The following is a 25,248-nucleotide window of genomic DNA, read 5'->3' on the forward strand; positions in this document are numbered from 1 at the left end:
CGCAAATGTTTTAGACCCAGTGAATTGCCTATCTCACACGAATAGTTAATGCAATTTACTCGTGCTAGCGGTAAACTACTAGTGATGACTCTTTACGAGCTTAACAAAGGTGATGGATCGCCGCGCTTATCTGCAAAGAGTCTGATGCAGTCTTTACCCCACTAGCAAGTTTTGTTTAAAAAGGATTAACACATGTTGCTATTATCATTGCTGTTCGCCGTTGTTTTCGTTCTCTTTATTTATTCCCTCAAGAAAGATAAGGGTAGACACACCAAGTTTGCTCGCCGAGCACAAATACATACATCGCCCTACAGCATAAACAAGCACAACTACAATTATCAGCAAAGCCCAATTAGCGCGGCCGAAGACGGAACACCCGCCTAACATCGCACTTGTCAAAAAAGCGGATTATCGTCCGCTTTTTTAAGAAACCTGATATTCTTAGCAATACAGCATTGCGTCAGGTACAGCTAGCACCTTATCATAGCTTCATTACTGTTTTTGCTAGACACATTACATGCGTATACCTCGAGTTTACTATCCTCACTCTATTACCCTTGACGAAGAGTTTTTGCTTACCGATGATGCAGGCCATCACATTGCTACCGTCTTGCGTCTTAAGGCTAATCACCCTATCGTTCTCTTTAACGGTGACGGGAACGAATACAGTGCCCAGATAATCAGCATACAACGAAAAAAAGTCGTAGTGGAAGCAGATGCATGTCTGTCCATTTCCAAAGAGTCACCTCTTGCTTTGCATCTAGGCCAAGGTGTTTCAAAAGGCGATAGAATGGATACCGTACTACAAAAGAGCGTTGAACTCGGCGTGACCGAAATTACACCGGTGATAACAGAACGTTGTGCAGTAAAACTAGACGCGGCTCGATGGGAAAAAAAGCAGTTGCAGTGGCAAAAAATTATTATTGGAGCGTGCGAGCAGACAGGCAGAAGCATACTTCCAACACTTAATATGCCAGTGTCGCTTAATCAATGGTTATCAGAGTCGACAAACAGCAGTAGGCTCGTGCTTGCACCAGGTGCAGAGTACCCCTTAGTCAAACAACCCTACAACTCCCAAGGGTTTAGATTGTTGATTGGCCCAGAGGGTGGGCTTTCTGACACCGAAATTCATCAGGCTAATGAAAGTGGCTACACCTCCGTCAGTCTAGGGCCTCGTATACTGAGAACAGAGACGGCCGCCATTGCCAGTATCACTATTTTGCAAGCGCAGCATGGTGACTTCTAGTCGTTACCGCTAAAAACGACTTTTAAAACTTGAAGAATGTCGGGATGCCCCAACACTATTCAATATTACCAACGGCGTCGCTACATTTTAGCCACGCTCCTTGAGCGCGTTTCGGCACTCTTATTAAGTGAGAATATCTATGCAATATACACTTGGCGTTATTATGGACCCCATTGCCGACATAAAGCCGCATAAAGATACAAGTTTTGCGATGATGCTTGAAGCACAGCGTCGTGGTGCGACGATATTGTATTTTACATTAGCCGACTTATACCTTGAGAACGGTAAACCTATGGGGTTGGCAAAAACGTTAAGTGTGCGCGATCAAGCGGAAAACTTTTATTCTGTTGAAAGCGAGCAGACCGTCGCATTAGGGGATATCGATGTATTACTGATGCGAAAAGACCCTCCCTTTGACAGCGAATTCTTATACGCTACTCAAATGCTATCACTGGCACAAGACGAGGGTGCATTGGTGGTAAACAATCCACAAGCATTACGTGACTTCAATGAAAAGCTTTTCACCTCATACTTTCCTGAGCATATCCCAAGCACGTTGGTGGCTAATAATCAGGCATTAATTAGAGCGTTTCACGCCAAGCACCAAGATATTATCTGTAAGCCTTTAGACGGTATGGGCGGTGCCTCAATTTTTCGTGTTAAGCCAGACGGCAATAACCTCGGTGTCATTATTGAAACGCTTACACAGCTGGGTACGCGTTATATGATGGTTCAAGAGTATCTTCCTGAAATTAAAGACGGTGACAAGCGTGTTCTTATCGTAGATGGGGAGGTCGTGCCCTATTGCCTTGCACGTTTGCCGACTAAAGGGGAAACCCGAGGTAACTTGGCGGCCGGCGGTACAGGGCGCCCACAACCTATTTCAGAAACCGATAGAGCATTAGCCGAGGCTATCTCTCCTATGCTCAAAGATAACAATATTCTTTTTGTGGGCCTTGATGTCATTGGTACTAAAATTACCGAGATCAATATCACAAGCCCTACTTGTGTGAGAGAAATAGAATCACACTTCGATGTCAATATAATGGGGCTACTTTTTGATGCTATCGAAAAGCGCTTATCTACACATAAATCCCATTGATTGGCGGATAAACGTTAGGACACTATGACGAATTTAAAGAGTTTACAAAATCATTTTCTGATTGCCATGCCATCGTTGGATGACCCTTACTTTTCTCGTTCACTGACGTATATATGCGAACACAACGATGACGGTGCAATGGGTTTAGTGATTAACCAACCCTCTACTATGAACCTAAAGCAACTGTTGGAGCAAACGGATAAAGCATTAGAGGTCGATGCCGACAAAGCAGGCGACATTATTTTGGCCGGAGGGCCGGTAAGCCAAGAGCGCGGATTTGTCCTTCATACATCTCAAGATGGGTGGAGTTCAAGTTTAACGCTAGCGCCTGGAATAATGGTAACAACATCTAAGGATATCCTCACTGCTATAGGTAACGACGAAGGCCCTGAGCACGCGATTATCACGCTTGGCTATGCCGGTTGGACCGCCGGTCAGCTCGAACAAGAAATGCAAGATAATGCGTGGCTAACGGTTGAAGCCGATGAAGAAATACTCTTTAACACGCCCATCCATAAAAAGTGGCAGACCGCAGTGAACAAACTGGGCGTGGATGTGTGGCAGCTTGCACCCGGAGCTGGCCATGCGTGATGAAGGACAGCGTACGGTACTCGCGTTTGATTTTGGCACAAAAAGCATTGGTGTAGCTGTGGGTCAGGAAGTGACCGGCACGGCGTCACCGCTTGCGGCATTAAAGGCCAGAGATGGTATTCCTGACTGGGGTAAACTCGAAACGCTGTATGAAGAATGGCAACCTGACGTCGTAGTAGTGGGGCTTCCACTTAATATGGACGGTACAGAGCAGGAAATGACGCAACGCGCCAAAAAGTTTGCCAACCGTTTACATGGTCGATTCAAAGTCGCCGTGGAAGTATGTGATGAGCGCCTAACGACAACCGACGCGAAGGCCATGCTTTTTGAACTAGGTGGATATAAAAAGCTAACGAAAGACAAGGTAGACAGCGTATCAGCGTGCGTTATTTTCGCCAGTTGGATTGAATCACGTTACCTATAACCTCCTACTCTCTCGTGCTACACAGGTTGGCAATGTGGCTCACCACAATGCCAACATGAATCAAAAGCACTGCCGTTTTCTTCGTTGCACGACGTGCAATACCAATCTCGGTTTTGTGCCTGTGTGTCTGTCGCCTCTAACGCATTAACTATCTGCATAGCGCGCGCAGCCCACTCATCATCTACTAACCACAATTCTGGCTGCGCTTCTTGCCATGGCACTTCACCCAATGCCCCACCTACAAACTCGTTTTTAACCATATAAGGAATGCTATGAGCATCAAGCTCGCTTTTAACGCGTTGAAATAAGAAAGGGTCATCGGTTGAAAACAGTTTAATCACGCACTGCCTCTACGCGCTGCAATAAAATCATAGCCACTATCGCCTATTCATCCATGTCTATCGATACATTCGAAAGCGAGCCTAAACTTGAGCCATCGCTCGAGTCTAGTTTTATCATTAAACGTAAATCGTTTGGCGAATCAGCATGATGCAGTGCTTGGTCCATTTCAATACGCCCCGCGCGATACAGGTCATAAAGGGCCATATCAAAGCTTTGCATGCCCATTTCTTTGCCTTTTTTCATTGCCTCTTTCAAACTTCCAATTTCATTTCGCTGAATGAGGTCAGTGACTAACGGTGAATTAAGGAGAATTTCGATAGCAGCAACTCGCCCTTTCCCGTCAGGCGTAGGAACAAGCTGTTGTGCAACAATCGCGCGAATATTCAGGCTTAAATCGAAGCGCAATTTATCGTGTTGATCTTTGGGCGCTAAGTGCATTATTCGTTCAATGGCTTGGTTGGCATTATTGGCATGAAGGGTTGCTACACATAGGTGTCCCGTGTCTGCAAACGACATGGCATATTCCATGGTTTCCATAGAACGTATTTCGCCAATAAGAATAACGTCGGGCGCTTGACGAAGCGAACTCTTGAGGGCGTCGTCGAACGACTGCGTATCAATCCCTACTTCTCGCTGCGTAACAACACAATTTTTATGTTCATGAACAAATTCAATTGGGTCTTCAATTGTTAGAATATGTCCGTATGAGTTTTCATTTCTATGCCCTATTAAGGCTGCGAGCGAGGTTGACTTACCGGTGCCTGTTCCACCAACAAATAACACCAAACCACGCTTGGCCATAATGATATCTTTCAATACTGCTGGTAAGCCTAAATCTTCCGCTTTAGGAATGTCGGTAACAATACGACGTACCACCATTCCCGCTTGGTCGCGTTGCCAAAATGCCGAGCACCGAAATCGGCCGATACCTTCACGAACAATCGCAAAATTACATTCTTTGGAATGATGAAACTCATCTTTTTGTTTGTCGCTCATCGCCTCGTGGACAAGGTTGAGCGCGTCTTCTTCGTGAGAAACCGTGTTAGAAAGGGGCGTAAGCTTGCCGTTTATTTTGGCACTGACCGGAAAGCCCGCCGTTATAAACAAATCAGACGCGCCATTTTCCACCATTTTTTCTAGGTATTCATTTAGCATAATGTTTCCTAAAATGAGCCCATTGCTTTCTTATCTACTGATTTTGCTGCGGCATCTTGTTGCGTAATGGCGCCCATGGCGACTAATCGTTGTAAGCACTGATCCATGGTTTGCATTCCGTGCGCTTGACCGGTCTGAATAACCGAGTACATCTGCGGCACCTTATCTTCCCGAATAAGATTACGAATGGCAGGTATACCCACCATTATTTCATGTGCTGCCACACGACCGCCTCCCACTTTTTTAAGAAGCGTTTGTGAAATTACTGCGCGGAGGGATTCTGACAGCATTGATCGCACCATCGATTTTTCTTCCGCTGGAAATACGTCAATAATACGGTCTATGGTTTTTGGTGCCGAGTTAGTATGCAGTGTTCCAAATACTAAATGCCCGGTTTCCGCCGCTGAAATAGCCAATCGAATAGTTTCTAAGTCACGCAATTCACCAACTAGGATAACGTCGGGGTCTTCACGTAATGCAGAACGAAGTGCGTTATTAAATGAATGCGTATCTCTGTGCACTTCCCGTTGGTTAATTAAGCTAAGTTTGTTTTCATGCACAAATTCTATCGGGTCTTCAATAGTAAGAATGTGCTCTCGCTTGTTAGTATTAATATGGTCAACCATAGCCGCCAGCGTGGTACTTTTCCCTGAACCTGTTGCACCGGTAACCAATACAATGCCTGTCGGTTGGTTTATAATTTCTTTGAATATTTCTGGCGCGCCCAAATCATCGAGCGTTAATACTTTACTGGGTATGGTACGTAAAACCGCTGCAGCTCCGCGATTTTGCACAAAAGCGTTAACACGAAAACGAGATAAACCACTTACCTCAAATGAAAAATCGGTTTCTAGGTTTTCTTCGTATTCTTTTCGTTGCATGTCGTTCATGATTTCATAAACGAGGGCATGTACTTGCTTATGATCGAGGGCCGGAACGTTAAGCTTTCGCATTTCTCCGTCGACACGGATAATGGGCGGAAGGCCTGCTGAAAGGTGTAAGTCAGAGGCGTTATTCTTAACACTGAAAGCCAAAAGTTCGGTAATATCCACAACCACTTCTCCAAAATAAGGTGAATAATGCAAACAATAGCAGAAAGACTGAAATGTGCACGAGAGCACGTTGCCCACGCTACTGCCGATGCCCATCGTCCACCAAATTCGGTAAAATTGCTAGCGGTAAGTAAAACAAAACCCGTATCCGATATTATGGCAGCGTATGAAGCGGGACAACGATGTTTTGGCGAAAACTATATACAAGAAGGTGTTGAAAAGGTTAAAGAACTTTCTGACCTGCGGGATATTGAGTGGCATATGATTGGCCCAATTCAATCAAATAAAACAAAAGCGGTTGCAGAACATTTTGACTGGGTACAAACCGTCGACAGAGAAAAAATTGCCCGTAGATTAAACGATCAGCGCCCGGAAGGCCTCCCTCCATTAAACGTGTGCATTCAGGTTAATATTGACGACGAGGACAGCAAGTCTGGCGTTTCGCCTACAGAACTTGCACCTCTGGTTGCTTTTATAGGCGACCTGCCTAACCTTACATTACGGGGAATTATGGCTATTCCAAAAGCGAACCCCTCGGTTAAAGAACAAGAAGCTACGCTAACGGTGCTTAAAGAATTATTCGACCAATACCATACATCATTGAGCAATTTTGATACCCTATCAGTAGGAATGAGTAGTGACATGGGACAAGCGATACAATGCGGCTCGACCATGGTCAGAATAGGCACAGCCATTTTTGGAAAGCGCGCGTAAGGCACTTACGCGTTATGCTAAACCATGCTCACATACTGATTTTTGTATTGAGACATTCAAGTAAACATTGTTAAAGGATATCTATGCAACAAAAGAAATTGGCATTCATTGGGGCGGGTAATATGAGCCGCAGTATTATTAGTGGTCTGATTCAGTCGGGTTACGACAAATCATGTCTTCTCGCCAGTAACCCGTCTATGCCTAAATTAAAAGGGTTACAAGACGAATTTGGTATTCAAATAACACAATCCAATGATGAAGCATGTCAGTTCGCGGATGCTATAGTGCTTGCTGTTAAGCCTCAAATTATGGGCGACATGTGCGCAGACTTACAGAAAAATAACGATTTATCTGGAAAGCTGTTTTTGAGTATTGCAGCTGGGCTGCCCGTTGCTCGCCTGCAAGAAATGCTTGGTGGCGACTACCCTGTGGTTCGTATTATGCCAAATACACCCAGCCTTCTTGGCAAGGGAATGTCTGGCATGTATGCCGATGAAACCGTTTCAGAGGAAGATCGCACCTACGTCGACGATGTAATGAATAGCGTTGGCGAAACGGTATGGGTTAGCGAAGAAGACGGCATCAACGGTGTTATTGCCGCCGCAGGCAGTAGCCCAGCATATTTCTTTCTTTTTCTACAAAACATGCAAGAAGAAGCCATGGCAATGGGGTTCGATAAGGCCCAGTCACGCTTAATGGTTCAGCAAGCGATGTTAGGTGCGGCTGAAATGGTATGTAACAATCCAGACCTTGAATTAAGTGAGCTTCGGGCGCAAGTTACTTCTAAAGGCGGAACCACTGCAGAGGCAGTAAATACCTTTATTAACGAAGGTTTAAAAGACATTGTTAGCAAATCTATGCGCGCTGCGGTATCGCGTGCAGAAGAAATGGCTAAGCAACTCTAACGTATTTAGGACCCTAAAAATGAACGCGACGGTTTTTCTCGTTGAAACGCTTTTCAACCTCTACCTTATGGTAGTTATTCTCAGGTTATGGCTGCAAGCGGTGCAAGCTGATTTTTATAACCCGCTAAGCCAGTTTGTAGTGAAAGCAACACACCCTATTGTGGGCCCACTACGCAGAGTAATTCCTTCGATTGGACGGTTTGATACCGCCACATTTGTGCTTGCAGTGGTCGTGGCTGGCTTGAAAATTGTCTCACTTGCACTGCTTTTGGGCGGCGCGTTAAACCCGATTGGCGTGATTATTGTGGCAGTAATTAGTGTAGTGAAAGAAACACTTTCACTTATGTTTTGGGTACTTCTTTTGCGCGCCATACTAAGTTGGGTATCGCAAGGTAGAAGCCCTATTGATTACGTTCTGCACCAACTTACCGAACCGTTCCTAGCCCCCATTCGTCGAGTACTTCCACCACTCGGCGGGTTAGACCTTTCAGTTTTGGTCGCAATCATAGCACTACAGTTCTTACAGATTTTGATCCAAGACGCGTTTCGTCTGTATTGAGTGTAGATTAAGGTAACTTGAAGAGTTCGATGATGAGAAAGGTTTTCATTTCAGTTTACATATTGCTCAGCATGCTAATTATGGTGATGAGTACGGGTGCGAACGCAGAACAAAAGAAAACCCTGGGCGAGTGGGACGTGCATTACATGGTAGTTAATACCCCGTTCCTCACCCCAGAGGTAGCCTCACGTTATGGCATAGTGCGCAGCAAATACAATGCATTAGTCAATATATCGGTGTTGGATGCCAAAAGTAAGAAAGCTCAGCGCGTATCGGTTTCAGGGTCGGCTCGAAACTTACTCGGCAATACCAAAACCCTCACGTTTAAAAAAGTTGAAGATGGTGATGCTATTTATTATCTAGCCGTCGTGCCGTTTAGAGATCAAGAAACGTTTCAATTCGCCATTGATGTTCAAAAAGGCAATGACACACAAAAACTCACGTTTAAGCAAAAGATGTACGTAGAGTAGTAGTGCAGTAAATGTGAGTAACCAAAAGGCGAGTAAATTACTCGCCTTTTTTATTGCAAAAAAAGGCATACTTTACCGCACGGCTTTCTTAGTAAATAATTGATAAATTATTAAAAATCGAGAATAACAATGACAACACCCTACCCTCACCTACTTGAACCGTTAGATTTAGGCTTTACGACGTTACGAAATCGAACGTTAATGGGCTCAATGCACCTAGGTCTTGAAGAAGAAAAAGGCGGCTTTGATAAACTCGCTGCGTTTTATGCAGAGCGGGCAAAAGGGGGCGTAGGCCTTATTGTTACCGGAGGCATTAGCCCCAACATTTCAGGCTGGGTAGCACCGTTTGCAGGCAGAATGACCAGCAATCGGCATGCTAAGAAACATCGCGTTATTACCGATGCTGTTCATGAAGAAGGCGGCAAAATATGTATGCAGATTCTGCATTCTGGTCGTTATGGTTATCACCCCTTGGCAGTGTCTGCATCTGCGGTTAAGTCACCCATTACACCATTTAAGCCTCGAGCGCTTTCATCTTCGTCCGTTAGGAGTACCATTAAGGATTACGTAAAATGCGCCAGTCTTGCGCAAAAAGCGGGATACGACGGTGTAGAGGTAATGGGCTCTGAAGGCTATTTAATTAACCAGTTTTTCTGTGAACGTACAAACCATCGGGATGACGAATGGGGCGGCAGTCTTGAGAACAGAGCGCGTCTCGCTATTGAAGTGGTGAAAGGTATCCGCGAGAAGGCGGGGGATAATTTTATTATTATTTATCGACTATCTATGCTCGATTTAGTCGAGGGCGGAGCAAAATGGGATGAAGTGGTATACCTTGCCAAAGAAATCGAAAAAGCCGGTGCCACGCTTATAAATACAGGGATTGGCTGGCACGAAGCAAGGGTACCAACCATATCGACGTCAGTGCCAAGAGCCGCGTTTACCTGGATTACTCAGCGAATGAAAAAAGAGGTGTCGTTACCGCTAATTACAACGAATAGAATCAATACCCCTGAAGTTGCTGAGTCTGTGTTGGCCGAAGGGCACGCTGATATGGTGTCTATGGCGCGACCATTCTTGGCTGATTCACATTTCGTTGAAAAGGCGAAACGCAACGAGTCAAAGTACATCAATACCTGTATTGCATGTAATCAGGCCTGTTTAGACCACGCATTTGAGCAAAAACGAGCAAGTTGTTTGGTGAACCCTCAAGCGTGTTATGAAACTGAACTCACCTTTACTGAAGCAACGCAGAAGAAAAAGCTAGCCGTAGTGGGCGCAGGCCCTGCCGGACTGGCGTTTTCTATGTACGCCGCAAGCAGAGGTCACGACATTCACCTTTTCGACAAAGCGACAGAAATTGGCGGGCAGTTTAACTACGCAAAACAAGTACCAGGAAAAGAAGAGTTTTATGAAACGTTGCGCTTCTTTAAAAATCAGCTTGATCGCGTGGGTGTCACCCAGCATTTAGGTCAAGAAGTCACAGTAGAAACGCTTAAATCTCAACACTTTGATGAAGTAGTATTGGCAACAGGCATCAACCCACGCGCATTGACCATTGAAGGGCATGATCACGAAAAAGTGATGAGTTACTTAGACGTTCTTCGCGATCACAAAAGTGTTGGTAAGTCCGTAGCTGTTATCGGTGCCGGAGGTATCGGCTTTGACGTAGCAGAGTACCTCGTAGAACACGAGAGTTTAGCCACGGATAAAGACAAATGGTTAGCGCATTGGGGAATTGATAAAACCTACGCGCAGGCTGGAGCACTAACAGAAAAAGCGATAGAGCCCACCGAAAGAAAAGTATTCTTGTTACAACGTAAAACCTCAAAAGTTGGAAAAGGGCTAGGCAAAACAACGGGGTGGATACACCGACAGTCATTGAAACACCATAACGTACAAATGATTAATGGCGTAACCTACCAAAAAGTTGACGATGAAGGGCTACACGTTGTTATCAATGATAAACCTCAATGCCTAGCCGTGGACAATATTATCGTGTGTGCGGGGCAAGAGCCTTTCAAACCACTTCAAGCGCCTTTAGAACAGGCCGGGATGACAGTCCATATAATTGGTGGCGCCGACGTCGCGGCTGAATTAGATGCCAAGCGCGCAATACGCCAAGGTGCAGAGTTAGCGGCAGCGATATAACACGGTACGCTGAAAGCCTAAGTTATTCTTAACTAAACGTAATAATGTGCCTCCACGATAAAGTATTGTTTGAAAAAATAATGCTTTATCGTTGCTTACCTTTGCGCCATCCAACTCGCTCAGCCTCACAAATTCAATTAGTATTTCTCATATTTTCAAAATCACTCTACAATTATACTAAAGACGTAGAAGCATATATTTGACCCAATATTTATCTGTCATTTGCCATTTTTTGAATAGGAAATTTGAGATGAATACTGAACCTGTGCATGGCACTTATTCATTAGAGAAACAGCAAGATCTTATTATTTGCCGCTATTCGGACGGCTTCAACCTTGCCGGTGTAAAAGCCCTTATAAATGACATTTTAGTGTTGGCGAGAGACCTAGACCGATGGGCACTTTACCAAAAACCCGATAACTCAGCCGGAGTTGTACATAATGCTATTGATGAAATGATGAATGGCTACGTACAATTTCAAAATGCTGGGTGTGTGGCAGTGGCCATTCAAGAGAACAGTATCTTTGTGCGAGCCGGTACGCCGTATCGCCCTATTTCCCTTCACATGCCAATAAGAATAGAGAAATCCGAAGTAGAATTGGTTACGTGGCTTGAACAATCTTTGGTTACCACTCAGCCAGCATCGCAGGTTTCCGCATAGAACAGAAAAGACCAAAGAACAGATGTGCTCTTTGGCCTTGTTTACAGTGATACAAGCATTATTACCCTAATGCTTTATACATGCTGTGCGTTAACCTTTTTGGCTTTCAATCCAGCGGTCAATTTTTTGCTCTAAAATAGCGAGAGGAATCCCCCCCGTATTTAATACCTGTGCGTGAAACGCTCGAATATCGAAGTTCTCACCTAACGCTTTTTCTGCACGAGCGCGTAATTCTTGAATTTTCAGTGCCCCTACTTTGTAAGATAATGCCTGTGAAGGAATAGCGATATAACGCTCAACTTCAGCGACGACTTCGGTACGGGTCATACCTGAGTTATCAAGCATAAAATCAATCGCTTTTTCTCGGCTCCACCCTTTAGAATGAATGCCTGTATCTACCACTAAACGCATCGCACGTAATTGTTCATCTTGCAACGTACCGTAGCGATTCCATGGGTTAGCAAAAAAGCCCATCTCATAGCCAAGGGTCTCTGAGTATAGCGCCCATCCCTCTCCAAAAGCGGGTAAGAAGCTAAAACGCATAAAGGATGGTAATGCTTCATTTTCTTGTGCAAGGCTCACTTGGAAATGGTGACCCGGCGCCCCTTCATGAAGGTAAAGCGTAACGTTTCCGGTGGTCAAACGACTCGGTAAGTCGTAAGCATTGAAATAGAACGTTCCTGGGCGTGAACCGTCTGGCGTACCGGGCTGATATGAACCACCTGCGCTAAACTGTTCGATAGCGGGGTCGTAAGGCTTAATCTCGAGTTCAGATTTAGGAAGCAATGAAAAGTACTCACCAATCTTTTCATCTACTTCACGGCCTATTTTATAATAGCTCTCGGTAAGCGCTTCACGGCTTTCAGGCTTGAACTGAGGGTCGGTTCGCACATAGTCAAAGAATTCGTTTAACGAACCCTCAAAGTTAACCTCTTCCATGATAGCGAGCATATCATTTTTAATGCGTTTTACTTCTTTTAAGCCCAGCGTATGCAGCTCATCCGGCGTCATGGGTAAGGTTGTAGACCCTTCCACCATGAGTTGATACAGCTTTTCACCACCTTTCATCTGGCTCAAACCAACGGTTTCACGGGCGACAGGTAAGTATTCGTTCTTAAGAAAATCACGCATACGCGTGTTGGCATCATAGATAGCCTGAGTAGCCGATTCGTAATCTGCCGTTAGCCGTGCTTTTTCTTCGTCACTAAATCTGTCTGGGAATTGCGTAACAGGCCCCCAGTATTGCGACTTCTTGATAGGGATTTCAAGTTGAGTATCAAACTGCTTGATAACGCGGTCGATTGTCAGTTTAGTTTCTAATACGCCACTTTCCATACCCTCACGGAACTTCTCAATAGCACGGTCAGAAATAGCAATATAATCATTATGGCGTGATAGGTTATTGTCATAGTCTTCTACCGTTTTAAAAGGTGCTGCACCTTTACCGCTAGCAAACGTTGGATAGAACGTGTGGAAACCACTAAAGTGGTTAACAGGGCGAACCTCAGTAAGCGCTGCAATTTCGTCGGTAGACATCGCTAGCGAGCGCTCTTCATTGTACTTGAAGACATCGTAAGCGAGTTTATCTGTGTCGCTTAGCTTGCTTCTATCTATTTGCTTCAGCTCTGACAGGTTTAGGAGTGTGTTAGTTTTAGAGGCAACCGCGTGCGCGTCGGTAAGAAAATCACCTAACCTGTCGGCATTTCTCATATCACCACGAAATAACCCCATGATAGGGTTTAGGGCTAGGTCTCGTTCGTCTGAGGCAGCAAAAATAGCAAATAAGCGTTCATGTTCATTTTGCATAACCTCTTTAGACACGCTTTCTGATTTAGCGTCTCCGTGTGCCATGACTGCGGCTGGAGCACTACCTAGCGCTACGGCAACCGCCGTACTTACTAACAACGTTTTTAATTTTTTCATTGTTTATCCTTAATCATCAGGTATACCCTGCTGTCGTTATTTTAATAGTTAATCTGAGGACTTACTTGCCAACGATGCCGTCTCTCGGCGCCATGCTTTCTCGTAAGCTGGACGTGAAAGTATGCGCTCAGCATAGGCTTTCACGTTGTCATACGCTAAATCTTGTTTACTGCCTCGCGCCCATGACAAAACGTGTCCTGCAATTACATCAGCCATAGTAAAGGTATTGCCGCATACAAATTCGCTATCAGCGAGCATCAGTGAAAAGGCTTTCAACGCTTTCGCAAACTCCCACTGAGCGGTGTTTAACATTTGAGGGATACGCTGTGCTTCAGGAAGCGCAAAGGTGTGTTTGGCCATGCTCCACAGCGGCTGCTCAAGTTCACTCACAAGAAAGACCATCACTTGCTCATATTTTGCGCGCGTAAAACTTGCTGGTGCGGGAATGAATTCATGCATCCCATGCTTTTCTGCGAGAAAGGTTACGATTGCGGCGGATTCAGACAAGGCGCCATCAGGCGTGACCAGTACGGGTATCTTTGCTGATGGCGTTAACGCTTTAAATGTATCGCTTAAATGCTCGCCAGCTCTTAAATCTACAATTTCATAGTCGTAAGGTAATCCGAGTTCTTCCAATGCCCACGCAACCCGAACCGATCGGGTCTTAGGGTAACCGTATAATGTATACATCCCGCACTCCTCTATAAATAAAAGACAATACGTTTTCCTCAACATTAACGTGTTCATGCTTCATGTGATGATAGTGAGGTAACGCCTTCGCGTTTATAAGCGGATTACTGTAAGCGTATTAGGGGTAAAGTGCTAGATGAAATCTATTTCACCCTGTTACGAAGTGTTTCAGAAAGTGCACAGTGCGAGGGATACCGCAGTAGAAAGATAGAAGCGTTGTGAGGCAGCGAGCGTGACATGACAATCACGCTCGCGGCTACCTATTAACTTTCTTGATTACGCAAGAATACAAGCTCTGTGGCCGAGCTCTGCTCTTCGCTGTATTGATAACCATCGGTATCAAACGCTTTTAAACCCGCGACATCGGCCACTTCGTTTTCAATGATGTAACGGGCCATCAAGCCCCTCGCTTTTTTGGCGAAGAAACTAATAATCTTATATTGCCCATTCTTGCAGTCTTTAAAGGTGGGCGTAATGATCATGCCATCTAGCGTGTTCTTTTTCACGGCTTTGAAGTATTCATTAGACGCTAAATTAACCAGTATATTGTCACCTTGTGCAGCCATTGCTTCATTCAAAGTCTCGGTAATTTTTGTGTCCCAAAACGCGTACAAATCTTTGCCGTCTGGGTTACTTAACTTTGTTCCCATTTCAAGGCGATAGGGCTGCATTAAATCAAGCGGCCGGAGCAAGCCGTATAACCCTGAAAGAATGCGCAGATGTGTTTGCGCATATGCTACAGCGTCGTCATTTAACGTGTATGCATCTAAGCCCGTATACACATCACCATTGAATGCGTACATCGCCTGTCGTGCATTATCTGTCGTGAAAGGCGTGGAAAATTCGGCAAACCGATTCGCATTTAATGTGGCTAATTTATCACTTATTTTCATCAATGAAGACAAGTCTGATGGCGATAACGTTCGGCACACCTCCATTAGTCGCTCAGTGTCATTAAGTAACAGTGGCTGAGTGTTTTTATCTACTGGTACACCAGTTTCGAAATCTAAGTTTTTAGCGGGGGAAACGACGACTAACATCTGAACTCCTTACATTTTCTATGGCAGTAGTATACCACTTCAGAAGTACTATCTACGGTTATGGAATAAGAAAGAGCCAAATCACCTTAACAGACAAATCCGATTAGCAGCTATTTACGCGTTATGCGCTATAAATTTTCACACGGGTTTGGTATAACTACAACATAACAAACAAACGCTTATTTCATACAAGTGTTGTGGCCCTACAAACGCACACGCGTATCATATTATTCACTTTGCTGTCGTAGCAAGGTGTCCCTATTAGTTAAACTAGAATTAGAGAGAATTATGAGCAATCAGCTAGCTTCTTTACGTGACATCACTACTGTTGTTGCCGATACCGGTGATATTGACGCGATAAAAAAATACCAGCCAGTAGATGCAACGACGAACCCGTCATTGTTACTAAAAGCAGCAAGTTTGCCACAATATGCAAGTTTAATAGACGATGCCGTTGCGTGGGCAAAATTGCAATCAAACGATAGCGAGCAGCAATTGGTCGATGCCGCCGATAAACTGGCGGTAGCCATCGGCAAAGAAATCTCAGGCACCATTCCTGGGCGAATTTCAACAGAAGTTGATGCACGTCTTTCTTTTGACAAACAAGCGACTATGGAAAAAGCAGAACGCCTTGTACAGCTGTACAAAGATGCTGGTATTGATAAGTCTCGAATTCTTATAAAAATTGCGTCTACATGGGAAGGCATTCAAGCTGCTGAAGAGCTCGAAAAGCAAGGTATTCAATGTAATTTGACGTTGCTGTTCAGTTTTGCACAAGCTCGTGCTTGCGCCGAGGCGGGTGTATATCTTATTTCTCCTTTTGTAGGTCGTATATTAGACTGGTACAAAAAAGCAACAGGCACAACTGAGTACGCGGCCGATGAAGATCCAGGTGTAGTGTCAGTAACGAAAATCTACAATTACTATAAAGCGCATGGCTACAAAACCGTTGTAATGGGCGCGAGCTTTAGAAATATAGGTGAAATCCAGGCGCTTGCAGGTTGTGATCGTCTAACTATAAGCCCAGGACTTTTAGAAGAACTCGCCAATGAACCAGGTGAGCTAAGCGTTAAATTAAAAGATACCGGTGCGACACAAACGCCGGGCGAACGTCTAAGTGAAGCAGAATTCCGCTGGGACATGAACCAAGATGCAATGGCGACTGAAAAGTTATCAGAGGGTATCCGTAACTTTGCCGCTGACCAAGATAAACTAGAAGTTATGCTTCGCGAAAAACTAGGTGCTTAAGGAATTATTTTTATGAGTAACCTTACTTCATTACCTCAGTGGGACACGCTATCAACATTAGCAAGTTCGATAAAACAAACGCATATGCGAGACTGGTTCAATAGCGATCCGCAACGCGCTGAAAAAATGCAACTAGAAGCGTGCGGTTTATACCTCGACTATTCAAAAAACCGAGTAAATGACGAAGCACTTACTGCCCTGTTCGATTTGGCCAAAGCCTGCAACCTAGAGTCTGTCCGTGATGCCATGTTTTCTGGTGAACAGATAAACAGTACTGAAGGGCGCGCCGTTCTTCATACTGCACTGAGAAATTTTTCAGACAGACCCGTCCTGGTTGATGGCCAAAACGTTATGCCAGAAGTGCACGACACCCTAGCTAAAATTGAAACATTCACGCATGCCGTGCATAGCGGCGAACACAAAGGCTACACCGGCAAACCAATTAAACACATTGTCGCTATTGGTATTGGTGGCTCATTCTTGGGCCCTAAAATCATGACTGAGGCCTTAAAGCCGCATACCGTTGATGCCGTTAAAGTACATTTTGTTGCTAACGTTGATGGGTGCCATATTCATGATGTGCTCTCAACCGTCGACTTTGAAGAAACGCTCGTTGTTATGTCTTCGAAGTCATTCTCGACGCAAGAGACCCTGCAAAATACGCTAACGGCGAAAGCATGGTTTTTGAAATCTGGCGCAACGCAGAGCGATATTGCAAAACACTTCGTTGCCGTGTCGTCAAACGTGAAAGCCGCTACCGAGTTTGGCATCAGCGAAGACAATATATTCCCAATGTGGGACTGGGTAGGCGGGCGTTATTCGCTCTGGTCTGCAATTGGTTTACCCATTTCGCTCGCGTTAGGCTTTGAAAGCTTTAAAGGGTTGCTGGAAGGGGCGTTTAATATGGACACCCACTTTACCACTGCCCCACTTGAAGAAAACATGCCAGTGCTACTGGCCCTGCTAGGCGTGTGGTATCGCAACTTCTTTGACGCCCAGTCACACGTTTTATTACCTTACTACCACTATTTACGTGGGCTACCCGCTTACGTGCAGCAGTTAGATATGGAAAGCAACGGCAAAGAAGTGACGCAATCGGGTGAAGCTGTCGACTACCCTACTGGCCCCATTATTTGGGGAAGTGAAGGGACTAACGGTCAACATAGCTTTCACCAATTAATCCACCAAGGTTCAGGGGTTATTCCTGCTGACTTTATGTTGCCGCTTAGCGTTCCAAATCAAGATGACACCCATCATGCCATGCTTGCGAGTAATTGCTTTGGACAAACTCAAGCGCTTATGCAAGGTAAGACATTTGAAGAATGTTATGCAGATTTAGCAGATAGCGAGCTACCAGAAGATGAGCGTAAACGTTTGGCCGCGCATAAAACCATGCCAGGTAATAACCCTAGCAATACATTTTTGTTCGAAAGTCTTACGCCGAAAACTCTTGGCGCGTTGGTTGCAATGTATGAGCATAAGGTATTCGTTCAGGGTGTAATCTGGAACCTTAATTCATTCGACCAATGGGGCGTAGAATTAGGGAAAGCACTTGGAAATCAAGTGCTTTCTGGCATTAATGGTGAGGCGAAAGACGATAGTTTTGATACGTCTACTCAACAGTTAATTGCCCGTTTCAGAGCAGCGAATGCACCAAAATAAGGAAAGTAGCCAGCTTTAATACTGTCCATATGGTGCAATCTGACACCGGTTGCTTACTTTAGGTTTGTACAACACGTGCAATAACCTGAAATATGCAACCACATTTGAACGGCCGATATAGTTTCGGCCGTTTTTATTTGTCTCGCTGACCCCTTCACAATACCCAGCTGTAACGACAACGTCACATTTTGTTAATAAAAAGTAAACGAAAGTATTTTATTCTTGTGATGGCTGTGATAAAAAACGTACAGAAGGAAATAAAAAGCTCTGTACTGTTGTAGTGGTAAGAAGAAGGAGATCCAAATGGACAAATCAGACCTATTTGCCATGCTAGATATTGAAGCAAGCCCAGCGAAAACAAAAAGCAAAAAACGAAAGTGGAGAGAAATCGAAGCCTTGCAGGATCGCAATAGATTAGAAAAAGAACTCGCTGAATTAGATTGTGGGTTCGAATACGAGCTAGAAACGCTAGAACGATAAAAAAAGCCGCCAAGTTAAATAACTTGGCGGCTTTTTACGTTTTAGGCGAGCAACCTAACTATACCTGCCAATTAATGGGCGTTTTTCCGTTTATTGATAGGTAATGGTTTGCTTTGCTAAAATGTTTGCACTCGAAAAAACCGCGATAAGCTGAAAGCGGTGAAGGATGTGGCGCGTGTAAAACAAGATGTTTTTCGCGATTCACGTGCTTACCTTTTTTTTGCGCGTGGCTGCCCCACAAGAGAAACACTACGTGTTCACAGTGTGTGTTTACCGCGTCTATTATGGCGTCAGTAAACGTTTCCCAGCCCCATTTTGCATGGCTATTCGGCATACCTTTTTCTACTGTTAACACAGTATTCAACAACAGTACGCCTTGTTGTGCCCAAGCGTTAAGCGTGCCATGACTAGGTACGGTAAAGCCTTCAATATCATCAGCCAATGTTTTATAAATATTCACTAACGACGGCGGCGTCTTAACCCCAGGGCGAACTGAAAAACACAGCCCGTGAGCCTGATTATCACCATGGTAAGGGTCTTGCCCCAATATAACGACGTTCACGTCATGCAGCGCCGTCATTGCCAGTGCATTGAATGTATCTGACTGTGGCGGAAATACCGTTACACCAGCGCGCCGAGCCTCGCTTACTTTCTCAGTAAGCGCAGTAAAATACGGTTTGCGCTTTTCCTCAGCAATAACGTCATCCCAAGTAATCATTACTTAAGCAAGTTCATCATATGTGCTTTAAGTGACGCATAAGAAGCAGGGAGATCAACCGCTAGGCTATCCTCGCCGGCAACATCAGCAAGCGGTTTCGGCAAGCTTATAGGGTTACCCAATACATTTTCTACCGTTTCGCGGAATTTAGCGGGGTGAGCGGTGCCAAGGAACAAGCCTATTTCACCCTCTTCTAAGTCATGACTTACCGCACGGTATGCTAATGCCGCATGAGGCTCGCTGGTATAGCCTAATTGCGCAAGTTGACGCATGGCTAACTGCGTATATTCTTCGTCAACCATCTCGCCTTTTAAGCAGCCTTTGTCGATATAACCCTGCTCAATTAATGCTTCAATTCTCGGCCAGTTGTTCGGCTGGCTTACATCCATCGCGTTGGAGATGGTGGCAATGGTTGACTTAGGTGCCCACTCCCCCGTTTTCAAAAACCGTGGAACGGTATCGTTTAGGTTAGTGGCCGCAATAAAGCGCTTAATGGGCAGGCCCATCGACTTAGCAATCATACCGGCAGTAAGATTACCAAAGTTACCACTTGGCACAGACACCACAAGCTGATCTCGCTTATCTTTAGGTAGCTGACTGAATGCTTCAAAGTAATAACAAACCTGTGCCAGCAAACGGCTGATGTTTATCGAGTTCGCTGAGTTTAGGTGAAGCCCTTCTCTTACATCTACGTCGTCAAACGCGGCCTTAACGAGTGATTGGCACGCATCAAAGTCACTATCAATTGCAACAGTATGAATATTACCGCCAAGCGTAGTGAAAAGCTTTTCTTGCAAAGGGCTGATCTTGCCTTTAGGAAACAAAATCACCACGTTAATATTTTCTATACCATAAAATGCATGGGCTACCGCGGCACCGGTATCACCCGATGTCGCCGTTAAAATCGTGATGGGTTTGCCTTCGCTTATACGTGACAACGTCTGCGCCATAAAACGACCGCCGAAATCTTTGAAAGCAAGCGTAGGGCCATGGAAGAGTTCTAAGGTATAAACATTATCAGTAATGGGCTTTACCGGAGCACCAAATGCGAATGCAGTTTTTACAATACTTTCTAACTCGCCGGCATCAAGTTCGTCACCAATAAGCGCACCAAGCACATCAATACTGCGCTCTACAAACGGTTTTTCGAGTAACGCATCGATATTTTCCAATGTGGGAATGTTTTCTGGAAAATATAAACCTTGGTGTTTACCTAAACCACGCTTAACCGCTTCGGCAAAGCTTGCTGTATCTGTTGAATCTTTTAAATTTACCAATTCCACTTGTTATTACCTTTTTTCAATATGCCAAGCAACGTTTAAGACTTTACGCTAGTCATGTTGCGTTACGGTTGTGCCGGCAGTTGGTATCTGGCACACATGGCTGAAACCATCTTCGTTTTGAATATAGTGTTCGTTAAGATAAGCCGCAACGCGTGTTGCTTGTGCTTTTGAGTTACATACTGCGAAAACCGTGGGACCAGAGCCGGAAATACCAAACGCCAGTGCTCCCTCTTTCTCGCTAAATGCGCGTGCCTCGTCGAACCCTGGAAGCAGTGATTTTCTATAGGGCTCTGCAATAACGTCTTTCATTACCGATGCGGCAAGCGCAAAGTTACCTACATGCAATGCATGAACAAAAACACCAAGCTGACGCCCAAACGTGAGCGCCGTCGCCATATCAACGTTTTTCGGTAGAATATCTCTGGCCGCTGCGGTTGATACACTAATGCCTGAGTAACAAATGGCGTAATACCATTCATTATTAAGCGGTAATGAAAGCGTGACCGGTGAGGTCGCCCCCGTCATCAGCGTCATGCCTCCAAGATAGCACGGCGCAACGTTATCATAATGGATACTTCCGCTTATTTGCCCTTCAAGCTCCCCCATCATGGTCAACAAGGTATCTTCATCGAAGGGGGAATCGAAGTATGCATTTAACGCTACAAATGCTGCCACTATCGAGCTAGCACTGGAACCTAGCCCACTACCTATTGGTAAGTTTTTATGTAACGTAAGGGCAACAGGTGTTGTTGTTTTTCCAACACGCTCCATTTCACTACAAAAATAGTGATAGCATTTAGTTACGATATTACTGTCTGCATCACCGGGAAGTTTATGCGCGAATTTGCCCACCGTAGTGAGAGAGAACTGCTCTGCACCTGTAATATCAACTTCATCACCTAGGCGAGTGCCATCGACAGGTTCAAGTGATGCACCTAAGACATCAAATCCTAAACTCACATTACCAATCGAGGCAGGTGCATAAGCACGTAGTGTTTTCATTGCTTCACCTTTCATTAATGCGCCATTTGTTTCCACGGCATGGTACGAAGAATGTCAGCAAATACGCCCGCTGCGGTAACCGTGCCACCTGCACCATACCCACGGATAACGTAAGGGATAGGATTGTAGTAATCACTGTTAATTGCCAACGCATTTTCGCCGTCTTTCACTTGAGATAGTGGATTGCTTGCCGGTACCGCTTGAATCGTGACTTTGCACTTATCGCCCTCAATACTGCCGATATAGCGTAAAACATTGCCATCAGCTCTTGCGGCATCAACACGTTTGGAGAACGCCTCGTCAAGCTCCGGCAACTTTGTCATAAATTCATCAACTGAACATCCCTCAGCGAAACCCTCAGGCAGTACTGATTCAATCTCGATGTCAGATAACTCCAAGGCTAAATCCGCTTCTCGAGCCATAATAAGCAGCTTTCTGGCAACATCCATTCCACTCAAATCATCGCGAGGGTCAGGTTCAGTAAACCCGTTATCTTTTGCTGTTTTGGTGGCCACCGACAACGTCATACCTTCTTCTAACTTACCAAAAACGTAAGATAAGCTGCCAGACAAGATGCCTTCAAACCGATGTAATACATCGCCTGCACTAAATAGTTTCTGTAGGTTATCGATTACCGGAAGTCCTGCACCCACTGTGGTTTCATAAAGATACTGGCGATTCGTCGATAGCGCCGTTTTACGTAGTTTGTGGTAGTAGGCCATCGAACTGGTATTGGCTTTTTTGTTTGGCGTAACAACATGAAAGCCGCCTTCCATCATTTCTACATATTGGTTGGCGATTGCTTCGTGGCTTGTGCAATCGACAATAACGGGGTTAACAAGACTATTGTCGTTAACAAACTGCTGAAGTCGCTCGGTGGTTAACCCTTCGCCCGCTGCATCTAGGGCCGGCTTCCATTCTTGTGTTAAATCGATACCCTGACTGTTCAACAACAGTTTTTTACTGTTTGCTATACCGTACACTCTTAGCTGTATGTTGCGTTGAAGCAGTGTAGGTTGCTGTTTTGCTATCTGGTTGAGTAATTCTGTGCCTACATTGCCACACCCAACCAGAAAAACATCAATGGTGTGACGATTTGAGAAAAAATTCTGGTGAATGACCTTAACCGCTTTTTTCGCGCGCTTGCTCTCAATCACCGTTGATATGGAGCGTTCAGATGACCCCTGTGCAATGGCTACATTATTAACACGAGCCTGGGCTAAGGAATTGAAGAAGCGCGCTGCCAACCCTTTAGTGTGACGCATGCCGTCACCTACTAACGTCACTATGGCTAACTCATGCCTAACCTCAATGGGATCTAGTAATTGATTTTGTAACTCAAGAGCAAACGCATCTTCAAGTAGGTTCAGCGCGCGGCTTGCATCTTTGTTCTGAATACAGAAACTGATGGAATACTCTGAAGAAGATTGTGTAATAAGGCTTATCGAAATATTCGCATTAGACATGACTTCAAATACACGACTTGCCATGCCTACCATGCCTTTTAGGCCTGGCCCTGCAACGTTAAACATCGTCACATTATCAAGCTGGGAGATACCTTTAACCGATGTCCATTTTTCGCTCTTTTCATTGCTAATGAGCGTACCAGGCGCGGCAGGGTTTAGCGTATTTCTGATCAAGCACGGAATATGGTGCTGAGCAATCGGGCCTATTGTTTTAGGGTGTAACACTTTCGCCCCAAAATACGACAGCTCCATCGCCTCTTGATAGGTGAGTTTATCGAGTAAAACCGCACCCTCAACCTGGTTAGGATCGGCATTGTAAACACCATCCACGTCAGTCCAAATTTCGCAACAGTCGGCGCTAATACAGGCTGCAAGGATGGCAGCAGAATAATCAGAACCGTTCCGCCCTAACGTAACCTTCTCTCCCGCTTCGTTTGCAGCAACAAAACCCGGCATGATAAGCAGCTCGCTTCCATCGCAAGGAACGTCGGTAAATCGCGCTTTAGAAAGGGCAACATCTGCAATGCTGTCTAAGCATTCACCGTCGGCAAGAATATAGTCAACAGGGTCGATAACTCTGTTTTTTATCCCTTTAGACGACAAGATTGCGCTGAATAACGTCACAGAAATATATTCACCGATACTTAAAATGCCGGCAGCAATGTTATCTGGTGCCACACCAAGTAGCTTGATGCCATCTAAATGCTTATTCAGTAACGATAAATGAGACTCAATAAAATCGATAACGTGAGCATGTTGAAAGTTATCAAGCGCTTCGTTGAGCGCGTTCGCTATCCCCGTCACCGTGGTGGTTAATTTGTCGAATAACGGCGCAAAATCTTCACCCGCAGCGGCTTGTTCACAGAGCAACGATAACGCATTGGTTACCCCTTTGGGCGCTGAGAGAACGACCGCAGCGCCGTCGGTTTGGTGGGTGGCCGTGCTAATGTCGGTTACGCGCAAATAACGCGGTGCGTCGGCAAGTGATGAGCCCCCAAACTTTAAGACTTTCATGTGCTGCTCCTTAAGGTTACATCAACGTTTTTGTCGTCGTTTTGCTCGCAAAAACGTAAGTAAAAAAAAGCCCGCTTTCGTTATGAGCGGGCTTTCGTTGTCTTTTGCTATTTGCACTAGCCAGCGACCGCCCTATTTAAGGTGGTAATCATCATGCCGGTGGTGCCAATCAGTAAAATCTTTTTCATGCGTTCAATTTGCCGTATAGACGTCTATCTGTCAACCGCAGTTTTCACCACACTGTGTTGCATAAATTGCAACATGGAGGCTTTCACATTGCATAAATAGAGACACTATGGTAATAACAGACGCAAAAACAAGGAACTAGTGGTGATATCGCGGATACACTGCCAGTACGAATTAAAATAATGTAGTTTAGGCTGGTCATCACGCTGAACATATAGTGCGGCAACAAACCAGTTTATTTGTTTTCTTACCCTAAAAAACCACTTTTAGTCACGCTCAGCTAATTGCGATGCAAGATAATCAACCAAAGAACGTACAGGCAATGCCATATTTTTACTTGCAGGAAACAGCGCCCACACGCCTTCTCGCTCGTCTCTTGATTCACTCAGCACTTCAAGTAATTCTCCACTGGCTATATTTTTCTGAACATAAAACTCGGGTAACTGCACCAATCCAATGCCTTGAAGTGCGGCGTCACGCAAGGCATTACCACTGTTATACCGCGCACGTCCTTTCACTGTCAGTTTGATTGCTTTTTTATCGGTACGAAAACGCCATTGCGTTTGCGACCCAATTAAACACTGATGATTTTTTAACTCAAAAGGGGTCGAGGGTGGCGGGTATTTGAGAAAATAGTCGGGGCTTCCGCAAACATACAACTGCCTCGTCGCTAACCTTTTGGCCACTAATGTAGAATCTTCTAGCGCACCAATGCGAATAGCCACATCAATCCCCTGCTCTACGATGTCGACTCGGTCATTAGTAAATTGGCAGTCAATACGAACATCGGGATAACGACGCAAGAATTGATTGACTAATGGCGCGATGAACGCCTCTCCATAGGCCACAGGAACTGTCATTTTAATCAAACCTGTTGGCGCTTTTTGAAGTTCACTCATGGCATTGTCAGCATCAGACAGCAATGAAAGCGCATCACTAACTTTCGCGTAGTACAATACGCCGGCTTCAGTTAGTGACACACTGCGTGTAGTTCGGTTAAAAAGTTTCACTCCCAAACGACGCTCTAACGAGGCAACCTTCCTACTGACTTGCGCGCCTGATGTGTTTAGTCTTGTAGCCGCAAGGGTAAAACTTCGTGTTTGCGCCACAGCTTCAAATTCGACAATACCTTCCCACGTCATAAACACTCTCTTTTTGTCACAC

At 45.0% G+C, this 25,248-nt stretch carries 25 protein-coding genes; 14 read left to right on the forward strand and 11 right to left on the reverse strand.

The window, feature by feature from the left end:
* Window positions 1–192: 192 nt before the first annotated feature.
* From AC27EZ_RS05190 to ruvX, 5 genes are all read left to right on the forward strand, one after another.
* The gene (locus AC27EZ_RS05190; protein WP_487134303.1) at window positions 193–384 is read left to right on the forward strand and encodes a hypothetical protein; all 192 of its coding nucleotides are present in this window, start codon (window positions 193–195) and stop codon (window positions 382–384) included.
* Between the two features lie 133 nt (window positions 385–517).
* Window positions 518–1,246: a 16S rRNA (uracil(1498)-N(3))-methyltransferase gene (locus AC27EZ_RS05195; RefSeq protein WP_487134304.1), complete on the forward strand. Its 729-nt coding sequence runs from the start codon at window positions 518–520 to the stop codon at window positions 1,244–1,246.
* Between the two features lie 139 nt (window positions 1,247–1,385).
* Window positions 1,386–2,348, forward strand: coding sequence for a glutathione synthase (gshB, locus tag AC27EZ_RS05200; protein ID WP_487134305.1), 963 nt, complete (start codon window positions 1,386–1,388; stop codon window positions 2,346–2,348).
* 24 nt (window positions 2,349–2,372) lie between these two features.
* Entirely contained in the window at window positions 2,373–2,939 is a 567-nt protein-coding gene (locus AC27EZ_RS05205; protein WP_487134306.1) for a YqgE/AlgH family protein, read from the forward strand.
* A complete protein-coding gene (gene ruvX, locus AC27EZ_RS05210; RefSeq protein ID WP_487134307.1) occupies window positions 2,932–3,363 on the forward strand; it encodes a Holliday junction resolvase RuvX in 432 nt (143 codons plus the stop codon). Before AC27EZ_RS05205 ends, ruvX begins: the two co-directional genes overlap by 8 nt.
* Before the next feature lie 17 nt (window positions 3,364–3,380).
* Here ruvX and AC27EZ_RS05215 read toward each other — a convergent pair whose 3' ends face one another.
* The 3 genes from AC27EZ_RS05215 to AC27EZ_RS05225 are packed head-to-tail and all read right to left on the reverse strand — an operon-like array spanning window position 3,381 to window position 5,912.
* A complete protein-coding gene (locus AC27EZ_RS05215) occupies window positions 3,381–3,704 on the reverse strand; it encodes a putative signal transducing protein (RefSeq protein ID WP_487134308.1) in 324 nt (107 codons plus the stop codon).
* A 43-nt stretch (window positions 3,705–3,747) separates the two neighbouring features.
* Complete coding sequence (locus AC27EZ_RS05220; RefSeq protein WP_487134309.1) at window positions 3,748–4,860, reverse strand: PilT/PilU family type 4a pilus ATPase; 1,113 nt, start codon at window positions 4,858–4,860, stop codon at window positions 3,748–3,750.
* Window positions 4,861–4,868: 8 nt separating this feature from the next.
* On the reverse strand, window positions 4,869–5,912 hold the full coding sequence (locus AC27EZ_RS05225) for a type IV pilus twitching motility protein PilT (protein WP_487134310.1): 1,044 nt from the start codon (window positions 5,910–5,912) through the stop codon (window positions 4,869–4,871).
* A gap of 27 nt (window positions 5,913–5,939) precedes the next feature.
* Between AC27EZ_RS05225 and AC27EZ_RS05230 the strand changes: the two genes are divergently transcribed.
* From AC27EZ_RS05230 to AC27EZ_RS05255, 6 genes are all read left to right on the forward strand, one after another.
* A complete protein-coding gene (locus AC27EZ_RS05230; protein WP_487134311.1) occupies window positions 5,940–6,626 on the forward strand; it encodes a YggS family pyridoxal phosphate-dependent enzyme in 687 nt (228 codons plus the stop codon).
* A gap of 83 nt (window positions 6,627–6,709) precedes the next feature.
* Entirely contained in the window at window positions 6,710–7,531 is an 822-nt protein-coding gene (gene proC / locus AC27EZ_RS05235; protein ID WP_487134312.1) for a pyrroline-5-carboxylate reductase, read from the forward strand.
* A 19-nt stretch (window positions 7,532–7,550) separates the two neighbouring features.
* Window positions 7,551–8,090: a YggT family protein gene (locus tag AC27EZ_RS05240; protein WP_487134313.1), complete on the forward strand. Its 540-nt coding sequence runs from the start codon at window positions 7,551–7,553 to the stop codon at window positions 8,088–8,090.
* A 71-nt stretch (window positions 8,091–8,161) separates the two neighbouring features.
* On the forward strand, window positions 8,162–8,560 hold the full coding sequence (locus tag AC27EZ_RS05245; RefSeq protein ID WP_487134488.1) for a DUF4426 domain-containing protein: 399 nt from the start codon (window positions 8,162–8,164) through the stop codon (window positions 8,558–8,560).
* 129 nt (window positions 8,561–8,689) lie between these two features.
* Window positions 8,690–10,711 carry an oxidoreductase gene (locus tag AC27EZ_RS05250; RefSeq protein WP_487134314.1) on the forward strand — a complete coding sequence of 674 codons (2,022 nt, stop codon included), beginning with the start codon at window positions 8,690–8,692 and terminating at the stop codon, window positions 10,709–10,711.
* 250 nt (window positions 10,712–10,961) lie between these two features.
* A complete protein-coding gene (locus tag AC27EZ_RS05255) occupies window positions 10,962–11,372 on the forward strand; it encodes a hypothetical protein (protein ID WP_487134315.1) in 411 nt (136 codons plus the stop codon).
* A 90-nt stretch (window positions 11,373–11,462) separates the two neighbouring features.
* Here AC27EZ_RS05255 and AC27EZ_RS05260 read toward each other — a convergent pair whose 3' ends face one another.
* The 3 genes from AC27EZ_RS05260 to yaaA form a co-directional block, all read right to left on the reverse strand.
* Window positions 11,463–13,295, reverse strand: coding sequence for a DUF885 domain-containing protein (locus tag AC27EZ_RS05260; protein ID WP_487134316.1), 1,833 nt, complete (start codon window positions 13,293–13,295; stop codon window positions 11,463–11,465).
* A 48-nt stretch (window positions 13,296–13,343) separates the two neighbouring features.
* Window positions 13,344–13,985 (reverse strand): glutathione S-transferase family protein, encoded by a 642-nt coding sequence (locus AC27EZ_RS05265; protein ID WP_487134317.1) that lies wholly within the window; start codon window positions 13,983–13,985, stop codon window positions 13,344–13,346.
* Between the two features lie 263 nt (window positions 13,986–14,248).
* Complete coding sequence (gene yaaA / locus AC27EZ_RS05270) at window positions 14,249–15,025, reverse strand: peroxide stress protein YaaA (RefSeq protein WP_487134318.1); 777 nt, start codon at window positions 15,023–15,025, stop codon at window positions 14,249–14,251.
* Window positions 15,026–15,313: 288 nt separating this feature from the next.
* On the opposite strand from yaaA, the gene tal reads away from it, so the two are divergent.
* The 3 genes from tal (at window position 15,314) to AC27EZ_RS05285 (ending at window position 18,415) form a co-directional block, all read left to right on the forward strand.
* The gene (tal, locus tag AC27EZ_RS05275; protein ID WP_487134319.1) at window positions 15,314–16,273 is read left to right on the forward strand and encodes a transaldolase; all 960 of its coding nucleotides are present in this window, start codon (window positions 15,314–15,316) and stop codon (window positions 16,271–16,273) included.
* 12 nt (window positions 16,274–16,285) lie between these two features.
* Window positions 16,286–17,935, forward strand: coding sequence for a glucose-6-phosphate isomerase (pgi, locus tag AC27EZ_RS05280; protein ID WP_487134320.1), 1,650 nt, complete (start codon window positions 16,286–16,288; stop codon window positions 17,933–17,935).
* Window positions 17,936–18,238: 303 nt separating this feature from the next.
* Entirely contained in the window at window positions 18,239–18,415 is a 177-nt protein-coding gene (locus tag AC27EZ_RS05285; protein ID WP_487134321.1) for a DUF3545 family protein, read from the forward strand.
* Window positions 18,416–18,473: 58 nt separating this feature from the next.
* Here AC27EZ_RS05285 and ung read toward each other — a convergent pair whose 3' ends face one another.
* The 5 genes from ung to AC27EZ_RS05310 all read right to left on the reverse strand — a co-directional run bounded on the left by ung (window position 18,474) and on the right by AC27EZ_RS05310 (window position 25,226).
* Window positions 18,474–19,133, reverse strand: coding sequence for a uracil-DNA glycosylase (gene ung / locus AC27EZ_RS05290; RefSeq protein WP_487134322.1), 660 nt, complete (start codon window positions 19,131–19,133; stop codon window positions 18,474–18,476).
* Window positions 19,133–20,416, reverse strand: a complete 1,284-nt coding sequence (gene thrC, locus AC27EZ_RS05295) for a threonine synthase (RefSeq protein ID WP_487134323.1) — start codon at window positions 20,414–20,416, stop codon at window positions 19,133–19,135. Before thrC ends, ung begins: the two co-directional genes overlap by 1 nt.
* Window positions 20,417–20,464: 48 nt before the next feature.
* Entirely contained in the window at window positions 20,465–21,418 is a 954-nt protein-coding gene (gene thrB, locus AC27EZ_RS05300; RefSeq protein ID WP_487134324.1) for a homoserine kinase, read from the reverse strand.
* Between the two features lie 14 nt (window positions 21,419–21,432).
* Window positions 21,433–23,898: a bifunctional aspartate kinase/homoserine dehydrogenase I gene (thrA, locus tag AC27EZ_RS05305; RefSeq protein ID WP_487134325.1), complete on the reverse strand. Its 2,466-nt coding sequence runs from the start codon at window positions 23,896–23,898 to the stop codon at window positions 21,433–21,435.
* A 452-nt stretch (window positions 23,899–24,350) separates the two neighbouring features.
* Window positions 24,351–25,226, reverse strand: a complete 876-nt coding sequence (locus AC27EZ_RS05310) for a LysR family transcriptional regulator (RefSeq protein WP_487134326.1) — start codon at window positions 25,224–25,226, stop codon at window positions 24,351–24,353.
* Between the last annotated feature and the right edge of the window lie 22 nt (window positions 25,227–25,248).

The organism is Alteromonas sp. 4NH20-0056 (assembly GCF_057539655.1).